Annotated in this window: 20 protein-coding genes and 5 pseudogenes; 22 read left to right on the top strand and 3 right to left on the bottom strand. The window is 64.8% G+C overall.

Annotated elements, in window-relative coordinates; genetic code table 11:
- The first annotated feature begins 191 nt into the window (after positions 1-191).
- From AC3B5T_RS20305 to AC3B5T_RS20315, 3 genes are read left to right on the top strand one after another with little or no spacing between them, the layout of a single operon-like run.
- Complete coding sequence (locus tag AC3B5T_RS20305; protein ID WP_006897078.1) at positions 192-479, top strand: hypothetical protein; 288 nt, start codon at positions 192-194, stop codon at positions 477-479.
- The gene (locus AC3B5T_RS20310; RefSeq protein ID WP_006897077.1) at positions 416-1,321 is read left to right on the top strand and encodes a tyrosine-type recombinase/integrase; all 906 of its coding nucleotides are present in this window, start codon (positions 416-418) and stop codon (positions 1,319-1,321) included. Before AC3B5T_RS20305 ends, AC3B5T_RS20310 begins: the two co-directional genes overlap by 64 nt.
- On the top strand, positions 1,318-1,659 hold the full coding sequence (locus AC3B5T_RS20315) for a helix-turn-helix domain-containing protein (protein ID WP_006897076.1): 342 nt from the start codon (positions 1,318-1,320) through the stop codon (positions 1,657-1,659). The genes AC3B5T_RS20310 and AC3B5T_RS20315 overlap by 4 nt, the downstream gene beginning before the upstream one ends.
- A 419-nt stretch (positions 1,660-2,078) precedes the next feature.
- Here AC3B5T_RS20315 and AC3B5T_RS20320 read toward each other — a convergent pair.
- Positions 2,079-2,300 (bottom strand): annotated as a pseudogene (locus AC3B5T_RS20320) (ATP-binding protein); the annotation flags it as partial.
- A 17-nt stretch (positions 2,301-2,317) separates the two neighbouring features.
- On the opposite strand from AC3B5T_RS20320, the pseudogene AC3B5T_RS20325 reads away from it, so the two are divergent.
- Positions 2,318-2,542 (top strand): annotated as a pseudogene (locus tag AC3B5T_RS20325) (IclR family transcriptional regulator domain-containing protein); the annotation flags it as partial.
- A gap of 31 nt (positions 2,543-2,573) precedes the next feature.
- On the opposite strand, the gene AC3B5T_RS20330 reads toward AC3B5T_RS20325, so the two are convergent.
- Positions 2,574-3,488, bottom strand: coding sequence for a LysR family transcriptional regulator (locus tag AC3B5T_RS20330; protein WP_006897072.1), 915 nt, complete (start codon positions 3,486-3,488; stop codon positions 2,574-2,576).
- A gap of 151 nt (positions 3,489-3,639) precedes the next feature.
- Between AC3B5T_RS20330 and AC3B5T_RS20335 the strand changes: the two genes are divergently transcribed.
- From AC3B5T_RS20335 to AC3B5T_RS20390, 12 genes and pseudogenes are all read left to right on the top strand, one after another.
- Positions 3,640-4,689 carry an SDR family NAD(P)-dependent oxidoreductase gene (locus AC3B5T_RS20335; RefSeq protein WP_020674403.1) on the top strand — a complete coding sequence of 350 codons (1,050 nt, stop codon included), beginning with the start codon at positions 3,640-3,642 and terminating at the stop codon, positions 4,687-4,689.
- A gap of 99 nt (positions 4,690-4,788) precedes the next feature.
- The gene (locus AC3B5T_RS20340; protein ID WP_006897070.1) at positions 4,789-6,120 is read left to right on the top strand and encodes an aromatic ring-hydroxylating dioxygenase subunit alpha; all 1,332 of its coding nucleotides are present in this window, start codon (positions 4,789-4,791) and stop codon (positions 6,118-6,120) included.
- Positions 6,117-6,620 carry an aromatic-ring-hydroxylating dioxygenase subunit beta gene (locus AC3B5T_RS20345; RefSeq protein WP_006897069.1) on the top strand — a complete coding sequence of 168 codons (504 nt, stop codon included), beginning with the start codon at positions 6,117-6,119 and terminating at the stop codon, positions 6,618-6,620. Before AC3B5T_RS20340 ends, AC3B5T_RS20345 begins: the two co-directional genes overlap by 4 nt.
- Entirely contained in the window at positions 6,598-6,909 is a 312-nt protein-coding gene (locus AC3B5T_RS20350) for a hypothetical protein (RefSeq protein WP_006897068.1), read from the top strand. Before AC3B5T_RS20345 ends, AC3B5T_RS20350 begins: the two co-directional genes overlap by 23 nt.
- A gap of 48 nt (positions 6,910-6,957) precedes the next feature.
- On the top strand, positions 6,958-7,944 hold the full coding sequence (locus tag AC3B5T_RS20355; RefSeq protein WP_137809379.1) for an alpha/beta fold hydrolase: 987 nt from the start codon (positions 6,958-6,960) through the stop codon (positions 7,942-7,944).
- The gene (locus AC3B5T_RS20360) at positions 7,944-8,816 is read left to right on the top strand and encodes a DODA-type extradiol aromatic ring-opening family dioxygenase (RefSeq protein WP_006897066.1); all 873 of its coding nucleotides are present in this window, start codon (positions 7,944-7,946) and stop codon (positions 8,814-8,816) included. Before AC3B5T_RS20355 ends, AC3B5T_RS20360 begins: the two co-directional genes overlap by 1 nt.
- The gene (locus tag AC3B5T_RS20365) at positions 8,813-9,085 is read left to right on the top strand and encodes a hypothetical protein (protein ID WP_006897065.1); all 273 of its coding nucleotides are present in this window, start codon (positions 8,813-8,815) and stop codon (positions 9,083-9,085) included. Before AC3B5T_RS20360 ends, AC3B5T_RS20365 begins: the two co-directional genes overlap by 4 nt.
- On the top strand, positions 9,082-9,327 hold the full coding sequence (locus tag AC3B5T_RS20370; protein WP_006897064.1) for a ferredoxin: 246 nt from the start codon (positions 9,082-9,084) through the stop codon (positions 9,325-9,327). Before AC3B5T_RS20365 ends, AC3B5T_RS20370 begins: the two co-directional genes overlap by 4 nt.
- Before the next feature lie 483 nt (positions 9,328-9,810).
- Positions 9,811-10,317: pseudogene (locus AC3B5T_RS20375) on the top strand (helix-turn-helix domain-containing protein); the annotation flags it as partial.
- A pseudogene (locus AC3B5T_RS20380) lies at positions 10,317-11,018 on the top strand (ISL3 family transposase); the annotation flags it as partial. The pseudogenes AC3B5T_RS20375 and AC3B5T_RS20380, both read left to right, overlap by 1 nt.
- Before the next feature lie 134 nt (positions 11,019-11,152).
- Positions 11,153-12,067, top strand: coding sequence for an alpha/beta fold hydrolase (locus AC3B5T_RS20385; protein ID WP_231632759.1), 915 nt, complete (start codon positions 11,153-11,155; stop codon positions 12,065-12,067).
- A 174-nt stretch (positions 12,068-12,241) separates the two neighbouring features.
- Positions 12,242-13,024: a polysaccharide deacetylase family protein gene (locus AC3B5T_RS20390; protein ID WP_231632758.1), complete on the top strand. Its 783-nt coding sequence runs from the start codon at positions 12,242-12,244 to the stop codon at positions 13,022-13,024.
- Here the strand turns inward: AC3B5T_RS20390 and AC3B5T_RS20395 are convergent.
- Positions 13,021-13,794 (bottom strand): annotated as a pseudogene (locus tag AC3B5T_RS20395) (IS630 family transposase); the annotation flags it as partial. The gene AC3B5T_RS20390 and the pseudogene AC3B5T_RS20395 overlap by 4 nt on opposite strands.
- Before the next feature lie 28 nt (positions 13,795-13,822).
- Here AC3B5T_RS20395 and AC3B5T_RS20400 point away from each other — a divergent pair.
- The 6 genes from AC3B5T_RS20400 to AC3B5T_RS20425 all read left to right on the top strand — a co-directional run bounded on the left by AC3B5T_RS20400 (position 13,823) and on the right by AC3B5T_RS20425 (position 19,198).
- Positions 13,823-14,479 carry an N-carbamoylsarcosine amidohydrolase gene (locus AC3B5T_RS20400; protein WP_055476446.1) on the top strand — a complete coding sequence of 219 codons (657 nt, stop codon included), beginning with the start codon at positions 13,823-13,825 and terminating at the stop codon, positions 14,477-14,479.
- Between the two features lie 101 nt (positions 14,480-14,580).
- On the top strand, positions 14,581-15,738 hold the full coding sequence (locus AC3B5T_RS20405; RefSeq protein ID WP_182374543.1) for an MFS transporter: 1,158 nt from the start codon (positions 14,581-14,583) through the stop codon (positions 15,736-15,738).
- A 75-nt stretch (positions 15,739-15,813) separates the two neighbouring features.
- Entirely contained in the window at positions 15,814-16,680 is an 867-nt protein-coding gene (locus tag AC3B5T_RS20410) for an aldo/keto reductase (RefSeq protein ID WP_006897059.1), read from the top strand.
- Between the two features lie 138 nt (positions 16,681-16,818).
- Positions 16,819-18,282, top strand: a complete 1,464-nt coding sequence (locus AC3B5T_RS20415; RefSeq protein ID WP_006897058.1) for an aromatic-ring-hydroxylating dioxygenase subunit alpha — start codon at positions 16,819-16,821, stop codon at positions 18,280-18,282.
- Positions 18,283-18,284: 2 nt separating this feature from the next.
- Entirely contained in the window at positions 18,285-18,896 is a 612-nt protein-coding gene (locus AC3B5T_RS20420) for a 3-phenylpropionate/cinnamic acid dioxygenase subunit beta (RefSeq protein WP_006897057.1), read from the top strand.
- Complete coding sequence (locus tag AC3B5T_RS20425; protein WP_006897056.1) at positions 18,893-19,198, top strand: hypothetical protein; 306 nt, start codon at positions 18,893-18,895, stop codon at positions 19,196-19,198. The genes AC3B5T_RS20420 and AC3B5T_RS20425 overlap by 4 nt, the downstream gene beginning before the upstream one ends.
- Positions 19,199-19,230: the final 32 nt, after the last annotated feature.

Raw genomic sequence — 19,230 nt, forward strand, 5'->3', positions numbered from 1 at the left:
CCGCCCTGTCCGGCACCCCGACTGACCTGCACGTCGTCACGTGACGGACCGCTTCCCGGGGCCGCCTCTGAGTGCAGTGGCCCAACCTCCGCGGACTGACTGGCAATGCCGCTACCTGCGACCTCTTGTGTTGATTCGCGCAAAGTGCGATACTTTCGCATATATCGCGAACCATGTTTGGGTGGTGCGAGATGGCAGATCAGGATCCTCCGCCGGGGTCGGCGCGGCTGCAATTGGCCGACGGCATCGCTGTCCTGCGGCCGGAAGCCGCGGTGTTCGAGGCGATGGTCACCGGGTGGTCGCACCAGCAGATGGCCCGGAACCTGTCCGTTGGCACGATCGCGGCCCAGGTCGCCACGATCCGGCGGTTCCAGGACTTCTGCGGTGTCGCCGGCCCCTGGCACTGGACGCCCCGATGGTCGATGACTGGTTCACCGAACTGCGCGGGGTCCACGGCCTGGCCCTGGGCACGGTGCTGAGCTACCAGGGTGCACTGCGGCATTTCATGGACTACCTGCTCGATCCGGCCTACGAGTGGACCCAGCAATGCCAGGACCGATTCGACACGCATCCGATACAGATCATCACCGAGGCCAACTCGGCCCGCCACACCTACGAGGGCCCCGACAATCCACTCAAACGGGCCTACACCACCGATGAACTGCAGGACCTTTGCGATTTCGCGGACGATCAGGTCAACCACCGTTTCGAGGCTGGCTCGAAGGGCGCGATGGTGGCCCTGCGGACCGCGACGATCATCAAGGTCGCCTACGCGTGGGGCCTGCGTCGCAACGAAGTCCGCATGCTGGATCTGACAGACTTCGGACCGAACCCTCGAGCACCACAGTTCGGCCAGTTCGGGTTCTGCTACGTCCGCCACGGCAAACCCGGCAAGGGATCTGCGGCCAAGCGGCGTGGCGTCCTGACGGTCCCGGAGACCGCCTGGGCGATCGACTGCCTCAAACGATGGATCGACCAGGGCCGCACCACCTTTGACCACCCGGTCGGGACCGCATTGTTCCCGACCGAGCGATCCGAGCGCATCTCGAACGGCGCGTTGTCCCATAGCTTCGCCGACCTCTGCGACACCGCCGGCCTGACCGATCCCGGACTGGATTTTCACTCCCTGCGCCGCAGCTACGTCACGCTGCTGGTCGAGTCCGGATACGACACCCGCTTCATCCAGGAACAAGTCGGACACAAGTACGCCTCAACCACCTCGCTCTACACCTTCGTCTCCCCCGACTACCGCAGCCGTGTCGTGGCCGCCGCACTTCGCGCCGCGGCCAAACGCCTGCCCGAAAGGACCGACCAGCAATGAAACACCGGATCGCCTACCAGTGGCGACTACGCCAGGTCATGACCGACCGAGATATGCACACCCTGTCCGACCTGATCACGCCATTGCACGACGTGGGAATCGAACTCTCCGCCTCCCAGCTCTACCGCCTCCTGGGACGCACCCCTGAGCGACTGCCCCTGGCCCTACTCGGAGCGCTGTGCCACGTCCTGGACTGCACCGTCGAAGACCTCTGCGTCTTCCACGTCGACACCTCCCCCTCCAGACGCACCGCCACAGCCACCGACGCCTCCCCCGCAACCGACGTGCCACTGCGACCGAAGCGGGCACACATCCACCGACCCGGACCGACGGCGTAGACCCCCAGGCAGGCGGCGGACACATGGCTGACACATCGAAGTACCACTGCACACGGTGCAACGACGAGCAGCAGCATCGCGGAGTGCGCTGGCCCGAGGGCTTCGTCTGCCGCCGCTGCTACCAACAGGCCACCCGCCGACGCGGCACCTGCCCCCGCTGCCAACGCCCGGATCGACTGCTGCCTGGCCTCGCCAACGACCAGCCCATCTGCACTGACTGTGCCGGAATCGACGACCCCCGACTGACCTGCACCCGCTGCGGAGACCAGGACGAACCCCACCGCCGAGGACTGTGCGCACGATGCTGCCTCACCGACGACCTGACCGCTGAAGTGCCCCGGGTTTGATGGAGACATCGATTACCCGGGGCACTTCAATGGGATCTGCCCAGAAGTTGGCCATCTCGGGTTTTCGGGTTGTCAGGACAAGGGCTTCACTCCCTGGCCTGCGAGTGCTTCGGAGAGGCGGACGGAGTCGCCGCTGGTCTGGCAGACGTGGGCGCGGTGCAGTAGCCGATCCACTGTCGCGGTGGCGATGGTCTTGGGCATGAGTTCGTCGAAACCGGCCGGGTGCAGGTTCGAGCTGATCGCGATGGCACGTTTCTCGTAGGCGGCGTCCACCAGGCGGTAAAGCCCATTCGCTAGGCACCCGGACCGAACTTCTCGACGCGGTGCGCACGATCCGTTCCCGGGGGTTCGCGTCGAGCAAGGAGGAGAGCGAGGAGGATGTCGCCTCCCTCGCCGTCGCACTGGCCTCGACCCGCTCTCCGCGGTTGGCTGTCAAGGCCTCGCTGCCGCTCAGTCGCATGAGCTCGGCGACCGAGCAGGACATCCTCACTCGGCTGGTAGCTGCGGCGGAGGAGATCGACCATCTCCTGCTCTGATCGGCGTGGTCAGGCCGAAGTCGGCTGGGCCTCAGGCTGGACTGGGCTGCCCGCCGTCCCGGTCCAGCCGGTTGCCGGTCCCCTGGACGTGGCGCACGAAGGACCGTACCGCCGGGGCGATGCCTCCTTCGCGTGACCAGTAGATCCACAGCGGGGCGCTCATCGGGGTGTGCTCGTCGACCAGCACTGGCCATCTGGCCGAGTCGTCGGCACTGAGGTTGTCGTCGGCGATGACGGCCACGCCCAGCCCTGCCCGGGCGAGCGCAACGATGGTGGTGGCGTTGACGCTCTCCGACGTGATGTCGAGCCCGAAGCCCCCTGCCCGCAGCGCCGGCTCCAGCAGGCGCCGGGTGAGGCTATCGGCGTGCCCGGTGAGCACCGGCTGGCCACGCAATTCAGCGACCAAGACGTGGCTCCGGCCCCGCCACGGGTGGTCGTCGGAGGTCACCACCGCCAGCCGCACGTCGCCGAGCTGGTGGCCCGCAAGACGCTGGTCGGCCTGCCCGAGGCCCGTCACGAGATCGACGTCCCCGTTAAGCACCTGTTCGATCGCGGGCAGGCCCGAGTACTCGTGGACGGCGACGTGGATAGCGGGATGCGCCGACCGGAAGGTGCCGATCAGGGGCGCGAGGAACCGTGACACGTGCGGATATGCGCAGGCCACCGTGACGACGCCCGCTCGACCGCGAGCGAGTTCGTGGGCAAACTGGGAGACCGACTCCGCTCGATTCAGCAGGTAATGGGCGCGGGGCAGCAATTGATTCCCGGCACCGGTGAGCTGTACTCCGCGGCCGGACCTCTCGAAGAGGGCGATGCCCAGCTCCGCCTCCAGCGCCTTGATCGAACGCCACAGCGAGGGCTGCGGCACATCGAGGGTGGCGGCGGCGCGGAGGAACGACCCCTCGCGGGCCACCGCAACGAGATACCTGAGTTGACGCAGCTCCACGCACGGCTCCTAGTTTCACCAGTGAATAGCTCGATACCAAAATAGCCCATAGACAGCCTGTGATGAAGGTCATACTCTTTTATGTGTACTGCAATGCAGAAAGCCGTCCTAACTTGAGGAGAATTGGATGTCGGAGTCTGGTGGAGAAACCGTGGCCACTGCGCGGCAGCGTCAGCTGGTCGAGCGGGCACTCGGTGAGTGGCAGGGCGAGGCGGCGGGTCGAGTCATCGTTGTCACCGGTGGAGCCCGCGGCATCGGCCGTTCCCTCTGCGAGGGACTGTTGCGCGCCGGCGCCAAGGTCGTTGCAGCGGACCTGACGTGGGACGACGCTGACGACTTCCGCAAGCAGCTGGAGTCGGACGGCAGCGGCATGGCCGTCGACATGGACATCACCGACGACGACGCCCTCGACGCCGCCCGAGACGCTGTAATCGACAGGTTCGGGACCGTCGACGTCCTAGTGAACAACGCGTCTCTGGTCTCCGAAACCCTCTTCCCGCCCACAGGCCACCGGAACACCCTTGACACGACCGACCGCGACTGGGAGGTGATGTTCGGCGTCAACGTGTTCGGCACGCTGAAGGCCATCCGCCGGTTCATCGAGCCGATGCGGGCCCAGCAGCGGGGCAGCATCGTCAACGTCGTCAGCAGTGGCGTCCTGGCCGTCGCCGCCGGCGGCGGCTACCACGGGCTGCGCCCGTGGACGGTCGAGATGCCTTACCAGGCCACCAAGGCCGCCGTGATGGCGCTGACCTTCTACCTCGCCGAGGAAGTGCGCGGCGACGGGGTCGCGGTTAACGCGATCATGCCGGGGCACACCCGAGCGTCGTGGTTCGACGCCACCGCCCGGGCCTTCAACGAGCAGGGCATTGCCTACTTCATGCGCCCGGCGATTCCCGAGCACCTGCTGCCGATCTCGCTCTTCCTCGCCGCCCAGGACAGCGCGGGGACGTCCGGGCGCCTCTACTACGTGCCGGAGTGGAACTACGACCACGGCTACGAGGACTACGCCGCCTGGCAGGACCATGAGCTGCCTCCGGACATGGAGGAGATCTACAGCCGGCTGGAAGCCGCGACCCCGTCATACGAGCGGGCCGGCGTGGCCCACCTCCCCTTCGACGCGCAGGGTGCCCTGTACGCCGCGGGCATGGCAAACCTCGGGGCCCAGAACAGTTGGACCAGCAATGACAGCGCTCAGTGATACCGCAGACGCCCAGACGATCCGCCTACAGGTGGGCCGTTCGGGTCCGCCCTCCCATCTCACCTCACGCAACCCGTCAGACCCCGAGAGGACCCGATCATGACCAGCATTAGCGAACGCCCCGTTGACGTGGCCGCCGCAAGACTGCACGACCTGGTGAAGCCCGACGAGGGTGCCGTCAGCAGAACAGTCTTCGTCGACGAGGCAACCTACCGCAAGGAATTGGACCGGGTATTCACCAAGACGTGGTTGTTCATCGGCCACGAGTCCCAGTTGAGTGAGCCGGGCGACTACCTGACGAACTTCATGGGCGAGGACCCTGTGATCGCCACTCGCGGTGCGGACGGAGTGATCCGGGTGATGCTCAACTCCTGCGCCCACCGGGGCATGGCCGTGTGTAGCACCGACGCCGGGTCCTCGAAGTTCTTCCGCTGCCCCTACCACGGCTGGACCTACAGCAACAACGGCGATCTGATCGGTGCACCGCGCGCAGATACCGTCTACCATGGCGAGCTGGACAAGCCGCGCCTAGGTCTGAAGGCCGTTCCGCGGGTGGAGAACTACAAGGGCTTCATCTTCGCCAATTGGGACGAGGACGCCATCCCGCTGGTAGACTACCTCGGCGCTGACCAGCTCTGGTATCTGGACCTGGCCTTCGAGGCGCCGCTCGGCGGGCTCGAGGTGATCGGCCCCACGATGAAGTTCCGGATCAAGGCCAACTGGAAGCTGGCGGCGGAGAACTTCGCCGGCGACGACTACCACGTGCTCTACACACATGGGTCGGCCTTCCAGATCGGCTTCCTCCCCGATTACGACACGCTCGGCGACTACATCGCATACTTCGACCACGGCCACGGGATGGGCGACATCAGCAAGCCCGGCCGGGCCTATCAGAACGACGTCGGGATGGCTCAGCTCCTCGGGCCGGAGGCGATCGAGTACGTCAACGCCGTGCACGAGCGGCTCAAGGCCCGGGTCTCCCCGCTGCAGGCGGAGATGCACGGGCTCGGTCAGGGCAATATCTTCCCGAACCTGTCATGGATCAAGTTCGGCGTCTTCCACGTCTTCGGGCTCTTCCAATGGCACCCGAGGGGACCGGGTGAGATCGAGGTCTGGCAGACGGCGCTCTTCGACCGCGACGCGCCGCAGTCGGTCAAGGACTTCGCCCGCACCCAGATGTCCCAGGAGAACGCCGCGGCCGGGATCTTTGGCCAGGACGATGGCGAGAACTTCGAGCAAATCACCGAGTCCGCCCGAGGGGTGGTCTCCCAGACCCGGGATTTCAACTACGCGATGGGCCTGGGGCACGAGGGCGAGATCCACGAGGAGGGATACCCCGGCCATTTGGGGCCCCACTATTCGGAGCAGAACCACCGCAACTTCTATCGCTACTGGCTCGAACTCATGACCACCCCGGGAGAGCAGAAATGACCAATTCCCTCACCGATCTGCGCCGCGACGTCGAGGACTTCCTCTACAGCGAGGCCAAGATGCTCGACGAGCAACGCTACGACGAGTGGCTCGACCTGTTCACTGAGGATGTCCATTACTGGATGCCGATCACGGAGACCCGTGAGGTGCGGCAGCACCGGGACCACGTCCCCGGCGAGTGGTCGCTCATGGAGGAGGACGCCCGTTTCCTCGCCAAGCGGATGGAGCGCTTGGCCGGTGGCCTTGCCCACGCGGAGCAGCCGCGGTCGCGGACGCGCCGGTTCATCAGCAACGTCCTGGTCACCCCCGGGCCGGACGGCGACCTGGTAGCGGAGTGCAACTTCATCATCTTCCAGTCCCGGCGAGCCAACTCCGAGCAGTTCTTCGTCGGCTCCCGTCGCGACCGGATCGTGACCTCCGGTGAGAGCTGGAAGATCGCCGAACGGACCGTGCTCCTCGACCACCGGGTGTTGCCCCGTGCCATCTCCATCTTCTTCTGAGGCCCAGGCGGCTGACCTCGACGGCAGTCGGGACGTCGGGGCTGATGGCGCACCAGAGCCGAGTTCTTGGCTGCGCATCGGCTCTGCCGACGGCGAGCTCGTAGTCCGCAACGAGTTCGCCCGGGTGCGGGTACGCGCCGACCGAGACGGCAACGACCTTCGCCTGGCCATCCGTAGCCTGCGCACCGGCCGCGAGGTCTTCCTTGACGCGCTGCAGCTGGAGAGCCTCACCTGGCTCGACGAGAGGGCCTACACGACATTGCTCTCCGAGCCGTTCGGACCGGAGTGACCGACCATCCCGCACCGGCCGCACGGCCGAACAGAGAGGAGCTTCAACGTGACGAGCACTGAAGGGGGAATGGCCCAGCCCCAGGGGAACTCGTTCTGGGTGGACCTGCTGGGAACCGAGGTCCGGTACCGCCAGGCGAGCTCTTACCGCACCCGCAGCATCGAGGCAGGCGCCGGTGAGCCGGTAGTCCTGCTGCACGGCGTGAGCGGGCACGCCGAGACCTGGGTGCGCAACGTCGCCGTCCTCGGCCGGGACTTCCGCGTGCATGCCATTGACATGCTGGGTCATGGCTTCACCGACAAGCCGCAGATCGAGTACTCGATCCGCGCGCTCGCCGAGCACGTGCTCGGCTTCCTCGACGAGATCGGCGCCTCGCGAGCCCACCTGGTCGGGCAGTCTCTCGGTGGCTGGGTCGCGGCGTTTCTCGCCGTCCACCACCCCGAGCGGGTCGCCTCGCTCGTCAGCGTCACCGGGGCGGGGCTGCAGGTGGACGCCGACGGTGCCACGCTGACCGAGAACGTCGGCCGGCAGGTCGCGGAGGCTACCACCAAGGCTCTGGACACCCCGACCCGGGAGAAGGTCCGGACTCGGCTGGAATGGCTGGTCCATGACCCGTCCGTGGTCACCGACGAACTGGTGGAGACCCGGTACCGGATCTACGCCAGCCCGGACTTCGCCGCCACCGCCGGTGACATGGTCGCCGCATTCACCTCCCGGCCCCGGCCGGAGGAACTGCTGACCGCCGAGCGGCTCGCGACGATCAACTGCCCGACGCTCGTGCTGTGGACCCGGCAGAACCCGACCATGCCGTGGACGGTGGGGGAGGCGGCCAGCCGGATCATTCCCGATGCAACGTTCCGTCTGATGGAGGACGCCGGTCACTGGCCGCAGTTCGAGAAGCCGGCGGAATTCCACGCTGTCGTCGGCGGTTTCGTGCGTTCGGTCACCGCGGGGCGCCGAGGTGGGCGCACCGACGGCGACGGCGACGGCGGCCCCACGGATCCGGCCACCAACCGGCAACGGGCGGCCCGCTGATGGGCAGGCTGGTAGGTGCGTACGCGACGTCCCACACGGCGATGATGATCCGAAAGCTCCAACCGGACAACGACGTGCACGCCGCAGTCCATCAGGCCTTCGCTCAGGTGCGTGCGGAAATTGACCGGCTGTCCCCTGACGTGCTCGTCGTCGTCAGCAGCGAGCACCTAGCATCCTTCAGCTACGACAGCTTTCCGCAGATATGCGTCGGAATCGGAGAGATAGCCACCGGTTGGGGCGATGGAGGAGTGGCCAGCGCCGAGGTCCCACTTGCTGGCGCCTTCGCTGCCCAGCTGCTCTCCGAAGGGGTGGCCGCCGGATTCGACCTCGCGTTCTCCGCCAACCCGAAGATCGACCATGCGTTCATGGCACCATTGACCCTGATCCGACCAGAGATGGACATCCCGGTGGTCCCGGTGTTCCAGAACGCCAACACCGAGCCTCTGCCACCCCTGTGGCGCAGCGCCCAACTGGGGGAACTGCTGCGCGACGTCATTACGCGGCGGCCCGCAGCCGAAACAGTGGTCGTGCTCGGGACCGGCGGGCTCTCCCACTGGGTCGGCACGCCGGAGATGGGCCAGATCAACTCCGCCTTCGACGAGCGATTCCTGCAGCACGTGCGCGCAGGGGACCTCGGCGCGATCCTCGCCATGAAGACCGCCGACGTCCTCGCTGAGGCCGGCAATGGTGCCCCGGAGATCTGCAACTGGGTCACCGCGATGGCCGCCGCGTCCCGTCAGGAGGGCTGGGGAGTGTCGGAGCCTGAGCGGACGGCCCGTGGGCCGAGAGGGGTCGTCCTGGCATACGAGTCCGTCCCGGACTGGGCGACCGGGATCGCGCTGGCTCGGTTGGCCCCCGAGGAGGAACCGTGAACTTACCCCTGGACCAGGTCATCCGCCGGGTCGTCCGGGATCCGGAGTTTCGTTCTATTGCGGAAGAGTCGGGCCAGCTCGCGGCCGACCTCGCAGGCGTACGGCTGGCCGATCTTGCGGCCGTCCTGGAGGGCGACCTGGTCACCCTCCAGCAAAGGGGCGCCCACCCACTGCTGATCATGCAGCTGGCCGGCGCGCTCAGGATCGATCCGATGCGGCGCTTCGCCGCCGAACAGACTGCCCATGACTTAACCACGGAGGGACGATGAACATGATGAACATTACGGTGGACCTCGAGCGGTGTGAGGGCTTCGCCTCGTGCGTTGTGACCGCGCCCGAGCTCTTCGACCTCGATGACGAGCGAAGCGTCGCCGTCGTTCTGGAGCCTGTTGACGGTGGCCCCCGCACCCGCGCCTTAGCGCTCGAGGCCGCCGCGAGCTGCCCGATGCGGGCCATCACCGTCTCCGACCCCCTGGTGGACGAACCATCGCTGCCGCGGCGCGGCCGGTGACCGACGGAGTTTCGCCGGACGCGGTGGCAACCGCGGTCGAGAACGAACCCCGTCGGGCGGCGGTGGCCGGTACGCCCTGTGCCCCGGTTCGTGAACGTGCTACCACCGACGTTAGCGGCCGGCTGCGCCGTTCAGCAGGTTCTCTCCGCTCGCGCTCTCGGTTGGAGGGGTGGCAGCCGCAATGGCCGATCGCTGAGCGGGTCAACGACCACGTTGTCAGACCGGGCGACTCGCGATCCGGGGCTCGATGCCAGCATCCCGGGCTGCCACGCGTACAGCATTTGGTCGCCGCGGCGGGCATATCGTTGACGCCCAAGAGGATACCGGCCTGCCTTCCTGCCGCACCTCGGGCACTGGCCCAGTCGGCTAGATGTACTGACCACGGAGGTTGTGTCTCCGGTCGGCATGGCGAGATGAAATGAGGAAGACCTCCGTGTGAGGTGTGAAAGCGACCAAGCAACCACACCCACAACGGAGGTCTTCGTGTCCCACGCTAACGCGACCTTGACGCCCACGGGAAGACTGCGCCTGGCCCGGTGTGTCGTCGAAGACGGCTGGCCCCCGGCCCGAGCTGCGGAACGGTTCGGTGTCTCGGTCACCACGGCCCGACGCTGGGCCAGCCGGTATCGCGAGCAGGGCAAGGCCGGCATGGTTGACCGCTCCAGCCGGCCGCACACCTGCCCCCACCGCACCCCGCGTCGTCGGGAGCGCCGGGTGATCGGCCTGCGCGTATCGCGCCGGTGGGGGCCAGCCCGAATCGCTTACCACCTGGGAATGCACCCCTCGACGGTGCACAAGATCCTGTCCCGCTTCGGGTGCGTGCGCCTGGCGTTCACCGACCCGGCCACCGGCGCCCCGGTGCGCGCCACCAAGCGACGCCCGCAGCGCTATGAGCACGCCGCACCGGGCGATCTGGTGCACGTGGACATCAAGAAGCTCGGACGCATCCCCGACGGCGGCGGGCACAAGTTCCTCGGCCGCGCCAAAGGATGGTCCCGGGCCGTTCGGCGAAGGTCCTCACCGAGTGGCTCAACGCCCGCGACCAGGCATTTCGAGACCGAGTCAAGGTGGTCACGATGGACGGGTTCGCCGGCTACCACTCCGCCGCAGCCAAGGCCGTGCCCGCAGCACGCACGGTGATGGACCCGTTCCACGTCGTGCATCTTGCCGCCGACAAGCTCACCGTGTGCCGCCAACGCATCCAGCAGGCCACCACCGGGCACCGGGGCCGCACCGGCGATCCGCTGTACGGCATCCGCAGGACGCTCAACACCCGGGCAGGGCTGCTGACCGACAAACAGAAAGTGCGCTTGTTCAAGGCGTTCACCGCCAACGATGCGCACGCGGCGGTGGAGGTCACCTACGGCGTCTACCAGCGACTCATCGCCGCCTACGAGGCCTCGGGCAAGCGGGAGGGCAAGATCGCGATGTACAAGCTCCTGCGCTCGATCCGGACCGGGGTGCCCACCGAGCTGCCCGAGCTCGCCCAGCTCGGCCGGTCGCTATGGAAGCGGCACCGCGAGATCCTCGCCTACTTCGACGTGGGTGCCTCCAACGGCCCCGTCGAGGCCATCAACGGCAGGCTCGAACACCTCCGCGGAATCGCCCTGGGCTTCCGCAACCTCAAGCACTACATCTTGCGGTCACTGATCCACTCCGGACAGCTTCAGGATCGGATCAATGCACTCTGAATCCGGAAGGGCCCTTTCTATTGACAGTCGATGCGGAGGCGCGTAGCTTTCAGGCACACGCAGAAGAGATTTCTACTGGCCAGAACTACCACGTCGGTAGGGGTCGAACTGCGATGAATTGTTCAATCGTTATCGTGCACAGAAAGGCGTTATCCGTGCCAAGCTCTTCAATCACCCAGAAGTTCCATACCGTCGATGTGAGAGGGGTTCAGACGCGTTATTTCGACGACGGCCAGGACAAGGATCCGATCCTCCTCATCCATGGGGGGCATTTCGGGTTCTTCATACCGGTCGGAATCGAATCCTGGGGCAACGTTCTAGAGGATTTCGGCGAGTACGGCCGTGTCCTCGCGGTCGACAAACTCGGTCAGGGCGAGACTGGTCTCCCGCTGAATGACGAAGACTGGACTGTCGACGCGGTCGCCGAACACGTTGCGAACTTTGCAACTCAGTTGGGGCTCAAGAACCTGACCCTGGTGGGTCACTCGCGCGGCGGCATGACGGCGGTCCTTCTCGCGTTGAAGTACCCTGAGATGGTAAAGAAGCTGGTCATCATCAGCAGTGCGACTGCGGCACCGGCGCCGCCCGTCGGAACCGACATGGACTTCTACGAGCGAGTCGAAAGGACTGCCCCCGGAGGTTCGGCCGAGTTGATCCGTCACTATCATGCTGCCCAGGCGGTTAATGAGGGAGATCTGCCCGAGGACTACATCGGGATCGCCACAAAGTGGCTCGAGAGCGAAAAGCAGCTCGACGCTGTCGCCGGATATGCACGCAATGCGGAGGAGCACTGGTTGCCTAGCCTCAGCGAGGGCAGGCGCTGGGTTCAGGAACGGCTTGCCGACGCAGGAATCCCGGTGCCGACGCTGGTTGTGTGGGGAGTCAATGATCGATCGGCGCCGGTGTCGATGGGTAAGGGGCTCTTCGATCTGATCGCTGCCAACACCCTGGATAGCTCGCTCTATCTCATCAACAACGCTGGTCATCATGTGTTCAGTGACCAGCGCGAAAAGTTCAACGCCGCGGTTGGTGCGTTCATCTCGCTTTAGCAGAACCCTTCGTCGGTCTTTCGTGCTCGAAAGACCAGATGTCTGATACAAACAACTTCGAAGAGGAAGCTGGAATCTAATGCACAACTCGCTTTACGACTATTCACCATTACTGAGCGTCCACGATTCGAGTGGCCGGGCGGGAAGAAGGTCGCCTTCTACGCGGGCGTCGCGGTGGAACACTATCCGGTCGACAAGCCGTCGACATCAATTTTTGCCGGAACAGCTGGGCTGACCCCGGACCCCCTCAACTATGGGTGGCGAGACTATGGAATGCGGGTGGGGATCTGGCGGATGATCGAATCGCTCGATCGTCACGGAATGCGGGCGACCGCCTTTGTGAACTCTGACGCATGTTCGCTTTATCCCCAGGTCATCGCGGCCGGAAACGAGCGCAACTGGTCGTGGGTGGCTCATGGTCGCGACAATTCGACCTTCCAGAACGGGATGGAGAAGAGCGTAGAGAGAAAATATCTTGAAGAGGTCGTGGACGAAATCGAGCGGCACACGGGGACTCGTCCGACTGGTTGGATCGGTCCCGCGCTTACCGAGACATTTGAGACACCTCAGATTCTCGCCGAACTGGGGCTGGAATATGTGCTGGACTGGTGCGCCGACGACCAGCCGTTCTATCTCAATGGCGAGAAGCCGATGCTCAGTGTTCCGTACTCGACCGTTTTGAATGATGTGATGCTGTTCGGCGGAAACGGTCTCAGCGGTGAGGGCTTTGTCCAGCTGATTAAGGACCAGTATGAGCAGCTGTCTAAGGAAGCGGATGACCATGTGCGAGTAATGGGCATTGGCCTTCACCCGTTCATCATCAACCAGCCGTTCCGTCAGAAGTACCTTGACCTGGCCCTGGATTTCATCGCCGAACAGGACGATGTTTGGATTACTACGTCGGATGATATCGCGGCTCACTTCAAGAATAATGTTGCGGATCGTCCTGCGGCCTAGTGTCGCGTTTCTGAAGTTGGTTTAGGGTTGGCTTTCGCGAGGATCTGTTCGGGAGTTTTGGTCCAGACGAATGGGTGTTTGCGGTCGTTCCAGCCCGTGATGAACTGGCGAATCTTGGCATTGAGGTCCTTGACGGATGTAAAGACACCGCGGCGGATGGCCTGCCGGTCGATGATGCCGAACCAGACTTCCACGAGGTTGAGCCAGGACCCGGACGTCGGGGTGAAGTGCACGTGGAACCGCGGATGCTGTGCCAGCCACACCTTCACCGCCGGGGTTTTGTGGGTGGCGTAGTTGTCCATCACCAGGTGCAGGTCCACCTCCGGGTAGGCGCGGTCGAGCTGACGCAGGAACGCCAGGAACTCCTGATGGCGATGCTTCGGCTTGACCGCGCCGGTGACGTGCCCGGTCGCAATGTCCAACGCGGCGAACAGAGTCGTCGTGCCGTGCCGCTTGTAATCGTGGGTGTGCCTTTCGATGCTGCCGGTGCGCATCGGCAGCATCGGCGCGGTCCTATCCAGCGCCTGGATCTGACTCTTCTCGTCAACACACAACACGATCGCGTTGTCCGGTGGCGCCAAGTACAACCCCACCACGTCGGTGACCTTCGCGACCAGTTCGGGATCGGTGGAGAACTTGAACGTTCCGGCCCGCCAAGGCTGCACGCCGAACTTGCGCCACGCCCTGGCCACGGTGGCGTTACCGATCTTCAGATGATCCGCCAGCAGGCGTGAGGACCAGTGCGTCACCCCGTACTTCTTCGGCGGAGGAACAAAGCAGAGAAGAGAAGAGACAACAATGTCTATCAGCAATGCCGTTGAAGAATACGAACGTCTTCGAGCAGATTTCCGAGCCAAAGGTTTGGGCGGCCGGACCGGCTTCGGGCAGCGGCCAGCGCTGCTGGTCATCGACCTGATCCGGGGGTTCACCGACACCAGATCCCCCCTGGCCGGCGAACTCGACTCTCAGTTGCAGGCCACCCAACAACTGCTTGCAGACGCACGCGATGCCGACGTGCCCGTGATCTTCTCGACGGTCGCCTACGATGCGGACCTTCAGGAGGCCGGCAAGTGGATCCGCAAGATCCCTTCCAACAGCTGGCTGATGGAGGGAAACGAGTGGGTGGAGCTGGATGAGCGACTGGGTCGTCGCGAGAACGAGATGCTGCTGGTCAAAAAGTACGCGTCCTGTTTCTTCGGTACCGATCTGGCAGCTCGTCTGATCTCCCGGGGCGTGGACACGGTGATCCTCCTCGGATGCACGACCAGCGGATGCATCCGCGCCACCGCTGTGGACGCGTGCTCCTACGGATTCCACACAGTCGTTGTGGAAGAGGGCGTGGGAGACAGAGCAGAGCTGCCACACCTGGCAAGCCTCTTCGACATCGACAACAAGTACGGTGACGTCGTGAGCCTGGAGGACGCCAGCGCCTACCTCCAGCATGTCCACCAGTAGAGACGCCGAATACGGACACCGGTGACGAAAGCTCATCGGCCAGCGCATCAGCGGATCCTTGAGGACGTCGATGCGAAAGAGTTACCACCACGGGAAAGCACATGGACTCCGTCAACTATGACAGGGCCTTGAGCGCGCTGGCCATCATCTTGTTCAGCTTCGCGCTGGGCACTTTGTCCGTTGTCGTCCCTCTTTTGGGTGTGCATGCGGGCTACACCCCCAGTGAGATCGGGCTGCTGGTCGCCGTGGCTGCCATCGCACAGCTGATCACCCGCCTGTACATGGGCGCGTTGATGCGTCGGATTCCGGACAGGTCCTTCCTCGTGGGATCCGGGCTGATGATCGCGATCTCGTGCGCACTGCTCGCGATTTCTCCCGCGGTCGTGTTTTTTGTCGCGTCCCAGTTGGTCCAGGGAATAGCCCGGGCGTTCTTCTGGACCAGCAGCCAGACCCACGCCGTTCGTACATCCGCCGCACCGGTCAGTGGCCTCCGGGACGTCAATCTGGCGGCGGGGATCGGTGCGCTTCTCGGCCCCACGGTGGCCGGATACCTCTGGGAGGCCTCGGTGCAACTGCCACTCATGATGGGGATCGTCGCAGGTTCCGTCGCCGTCGTCCCCGCGGCCTTGTTGATCAGGTTTCCCCCGTTCGCGGCCAGGCCTTCTTCACCCACTGGCAGGGATGTCCGTCTGTGGCGACGACCCGGTGTCAACGCTGCCTGCTGGATGAACACGGGCGCAGGGGTTTGGAAAAGCCTTCTGGACTCCTACGTCCCTTTGGCCCTGTCCCTGGCAGGCCAACCGGCTGCAGTCATCGGTATCCTGCTCTCCATCGCCAACGCCACCGTTCTCGTCGGTAGTACCGCCAGCGGGTGGGTCCGGCGCCGGGGCGTCAGGGCGTCTCTGGTCATCGGGATGATAGCTACAGGGCTGGGACTGGCCGCAGTGGGACCGTTCGCCGGTCTGACCGCCCCGGTGGCCATTGCCCTGGCCATCTCCGGCATCGGTGCCGGGGTCCTGCAGACCGTCGGTCCGGCCATCGCAGCGGAGAAGGTGCACCCAGAAGAACGCGGAGACGCCCTCGCATTGACGGGCACTTTCCGCGCCACGGCGCTCTTCCTCTCACCGCTGGGCATGGCCGGGCTGGTCACCCTCGTTCCGGTGACCGCGGCCCTGCTGGCCGCGGGCCTGCTGGCCGCGGGCCTGCTCATCATCACCCCAGCTGCAACCACCTGGAGATCCAACAAAGATGTCGACTGACCGACACAGACCCCGAGGCTCGCGCTATTTGCCTCCGGTGACAAGAAAGCAAGACGTTTCGACGAGAGGCTGTCCATGACGACGAAAACCCATCCGAGCGATGACCCCGCAACGGTCCCGAGGCTCCGACTGCGGCACGGGCATAGCATTCCGCATCTGGGCCTGGGCACCTGGCCACTGGTGGGGGAAGAGTGCGAGACGGCCGTCCGCTACGCCATTCAAAGCGGCTACCGGCTCGTCGACACCGCGTTCCAGTACCGCAATGAAGACGCGGTGGGACGCGGTGTCCGCACTGCCGGCGTTGCGCGTGAAGAGCTGTTCGTCTCCAGCAAGTTCAACAAGGAGTCCCACAGCGTCGACGGTGTGCAGAGGGCCTACGACCGCAGTCTCCAAGCCTTGGGCCTGGACTACCTGGACATGTTCATGTGCCACTGGCCCGTGCCGGCCTTGGACCAGTACACCGAGGCATGGAGAGGCCTCGTCAAGCTCTTGGACGAAGGCCGTGTCAAAGCGATCGGTGTCTCCAATTTCAAGCCGGACCATTTGGAGAAGGTCATTGCCGCGACCGGCGTGGTTCCTGACGTGAACCAGATCCAGCTCAGCCCCGATCTCGCACGGCTACCCCCGCGGGCAGTGCACCAGGACCTGGGCATCATTACCGAGGCCTGGAGCCCTATTGGTCGCGAATCGGGACTGCGTGACCACCCCATCGTGGTGCAGATCGCGCAACGGACAGCAAAGAGTCCGGCGCAGGTTCTGCTCCGCTGGCACGTCCAGCAAGGAATCGTCCCGATCCCGCAGGCCGCCAAACCCGCATGGCTGGTCGAGAACATCTCGGTGTTCGATTTCTCCCTGACTGCCGAGGAAATGGCCGCCCTGGCGAGGCTGGACCGCGGAGAGAACGCCGCCCGCGACTCCGACTCCCCCGAAAACGGCCACTGACCCTTGCCGCACCCACCCGTACCTGGCACGAAGAGTGGGAGGGGTTGACGTAGATCACAAAATGCGGAAACCTCTTCACGACAGAGTGGACCTCTGCTCTACAGACTGACTGATCGATGATCGAGAAGGAGCTCTCCCATGGCAGACCATCACGGCGTCCTCGAGGACGTACGGCGGGGCATGATCCCTGCACATATCTACAACGACAAAGAGCTCTTCGAACTCGAGAAGGAACGTCTCTTCAGCCGCAGCTGGCTGTTCGTCGCCCACGAGTCGGAGGTCCCCGAGGCTGGTGACTACGTGGTCCGCAGGGTCCTCGAGGACTCGTTCATTATCTCTCGGGACGAACAGGGCCAGGTCCGGGCCCTGTTCAACATGTGCCTCCACCGGGGCATGCAGGTGTGCCGGGCGGAGATGGGTAATGCCTCCCACTTCCGTTGCCCGTACCACGGTTGGTCTTACCGCAATGACGGGCGCCTCGTTGGCCTGCCGTTTCACAAGGAGGCATACGGCGGGGAGGAAGGCTTCAAGAAGAAGGGCCAGACCTTGTTGCCTGCTCCCTCGCTGGCCACGTACAACGGTCTGATCTTCATCAGCATGGACCCGGATGCCGAGCCCCTGGAGGAGTTCCTGGGGGACTTCAAGTTCTACCTGGACTACTACACGAAGCAGAGCGCGGACGGCATCGAGCTGCGTGGCCCTCAGCGTTGGCGGGTCAAGGCGAACTGGAAGATCGGGGCCGAGAACTTCGCCGGGGACATGTACCACACGCCCCAGACCCACACCTCGGTGGTGGAGATCGGCCTCTTCCGCGAGCCCAAGGCGGAGAAGCGCAAGGACGGCACCACGTACTGGGCTGGCAACGGTGGCGGCACCACTTACAAGCTGCCCGAAGGTGGCCTGGAGGAGCGCCTGCGCTACGTGGGCTACCCGGACGAGATGATCGCCCGGATGAAGGAGCAGTGGACCCAGGAGCAGCTCGACGTGGTCGGCAAGGACGGGTTCATGATCTCGGCGGCCTCACTGTTCCCGAACATGAGCTTCGTCCATAACTGGCCGCGGGTCGAAGAGGGCTCCGACGAGGTGCTCCCCTTCATCTCTATCCGCGTGTGGCAGCCGATCAGCGAGAACGAGACGGAAGTCCTCTCGTGGTTCGCCGTCGACAAGAACGCGCCGGAGGAGTACAAAGCGCTTTCCTACAAGGCGTATCTCATGTGCTTCGGCAGTGGCGGCATGTTCGAGCAGGACGACGTCGAGAACTGGGTGTCCCTCACCAATACTGCCGCCGGCTCCATGGCACGGCGTCTGCTGCTCAACAGCCGGATGGGCATGCTCGAGAACGGCGAGAACGTCGTCGAGGCCCTGTCCCCCGAGGAATACTCGGGACCCGGCGCCACCCGTGTCGGCTACAGCGAGTACAACCAGCGGGAGTTGTTGCGCCGGTGGGCCGATCACCTCGAACGTCCGGTAGAAGCCGCAGCGCAGGTGCACGTGGGCTCGGACCCGGTGCAAGCGCCACCGGCCGCCGGATCGGGGCCCGCCCGCCCGGCCTGCGGCAGCGCAGAGACCGCGCCCGCAGCAACCCTTCACGAGGAGGTCTGATCATGAGTGTTGGAACGGCACACGAGAACGAGAACTTGACGCTGTCCGAACAATCGGCGCTGGGAGCCCACGCCCCGCGTACTCAGCGGACGGGGCAGACCCTGCCTTTCAACGATGAACTTCACCTGGAGGCGCATCGTTGGCTGGTCGATGAGGCGTACCTGTTGGACGCCCAGGACTACGACGAGTGGCTCTCCCGGATCGCCGATGACGTGCACTATCTCATGCCCGTCCGCGTCACCACTGCCCTGGGCGCCGGATACTCCACCTCACCGGGGATGGCGCACTGGGACGAGAACAAGTACTCGCTCAGTCGCCGCGTGGCACGCTTCGCCACCGAGCACGCGTGGACCGAAGACCCCCCATCACGGCTGCGCCACTACATCACCAACGTGCGCACCTTCCGCACCCCCGACCCGCAAGAGATCATCGTGGACTCGGCGGTTCTTCTCTTCCGCAGCCGTGGTGACGTCGGGGAGTCCTCCACTGTCTCGGCAGGACGCGAGGATCTCCTCCGCCGTACCTCATCCGGGTCCGGGTGGGAGCTGGCCCGTCGCACCATCATGGTCGACGAGTCGGTCATCCGCATGCAGAACCTGGCGATCTTCCTGTGAAACTGGAATGGGAAGGCGAGGAGGAAGACCGCCTCGCGGCGATCCAGGCCACCGAGGAACGCCGCCGGCTCGAAGAGCACGTCACCGGCAAGCCGATCGTGATCGCTAACGAGTTCTCGGAGGTCCAGGTCACCCGCATCGAGACCCGCAACGGTTCGCGGCTGATGATTCAATCTCCTCGTTCGGGCCAGTGGGTAACGCTCTGTCCGCTGGAACTGGAGTCCCTGACCTGGCAGGCCCCGGCCACGTTCTCGGCCATGATCGGACACCCTTTCGGGCCGCTCGTGGCCGAAGACGAATAAACACCCCAACCGCCAGAGCACCACCGTCTCAA

Source organism: Gordonia sp. G4, from assembly GCF_057770005.1.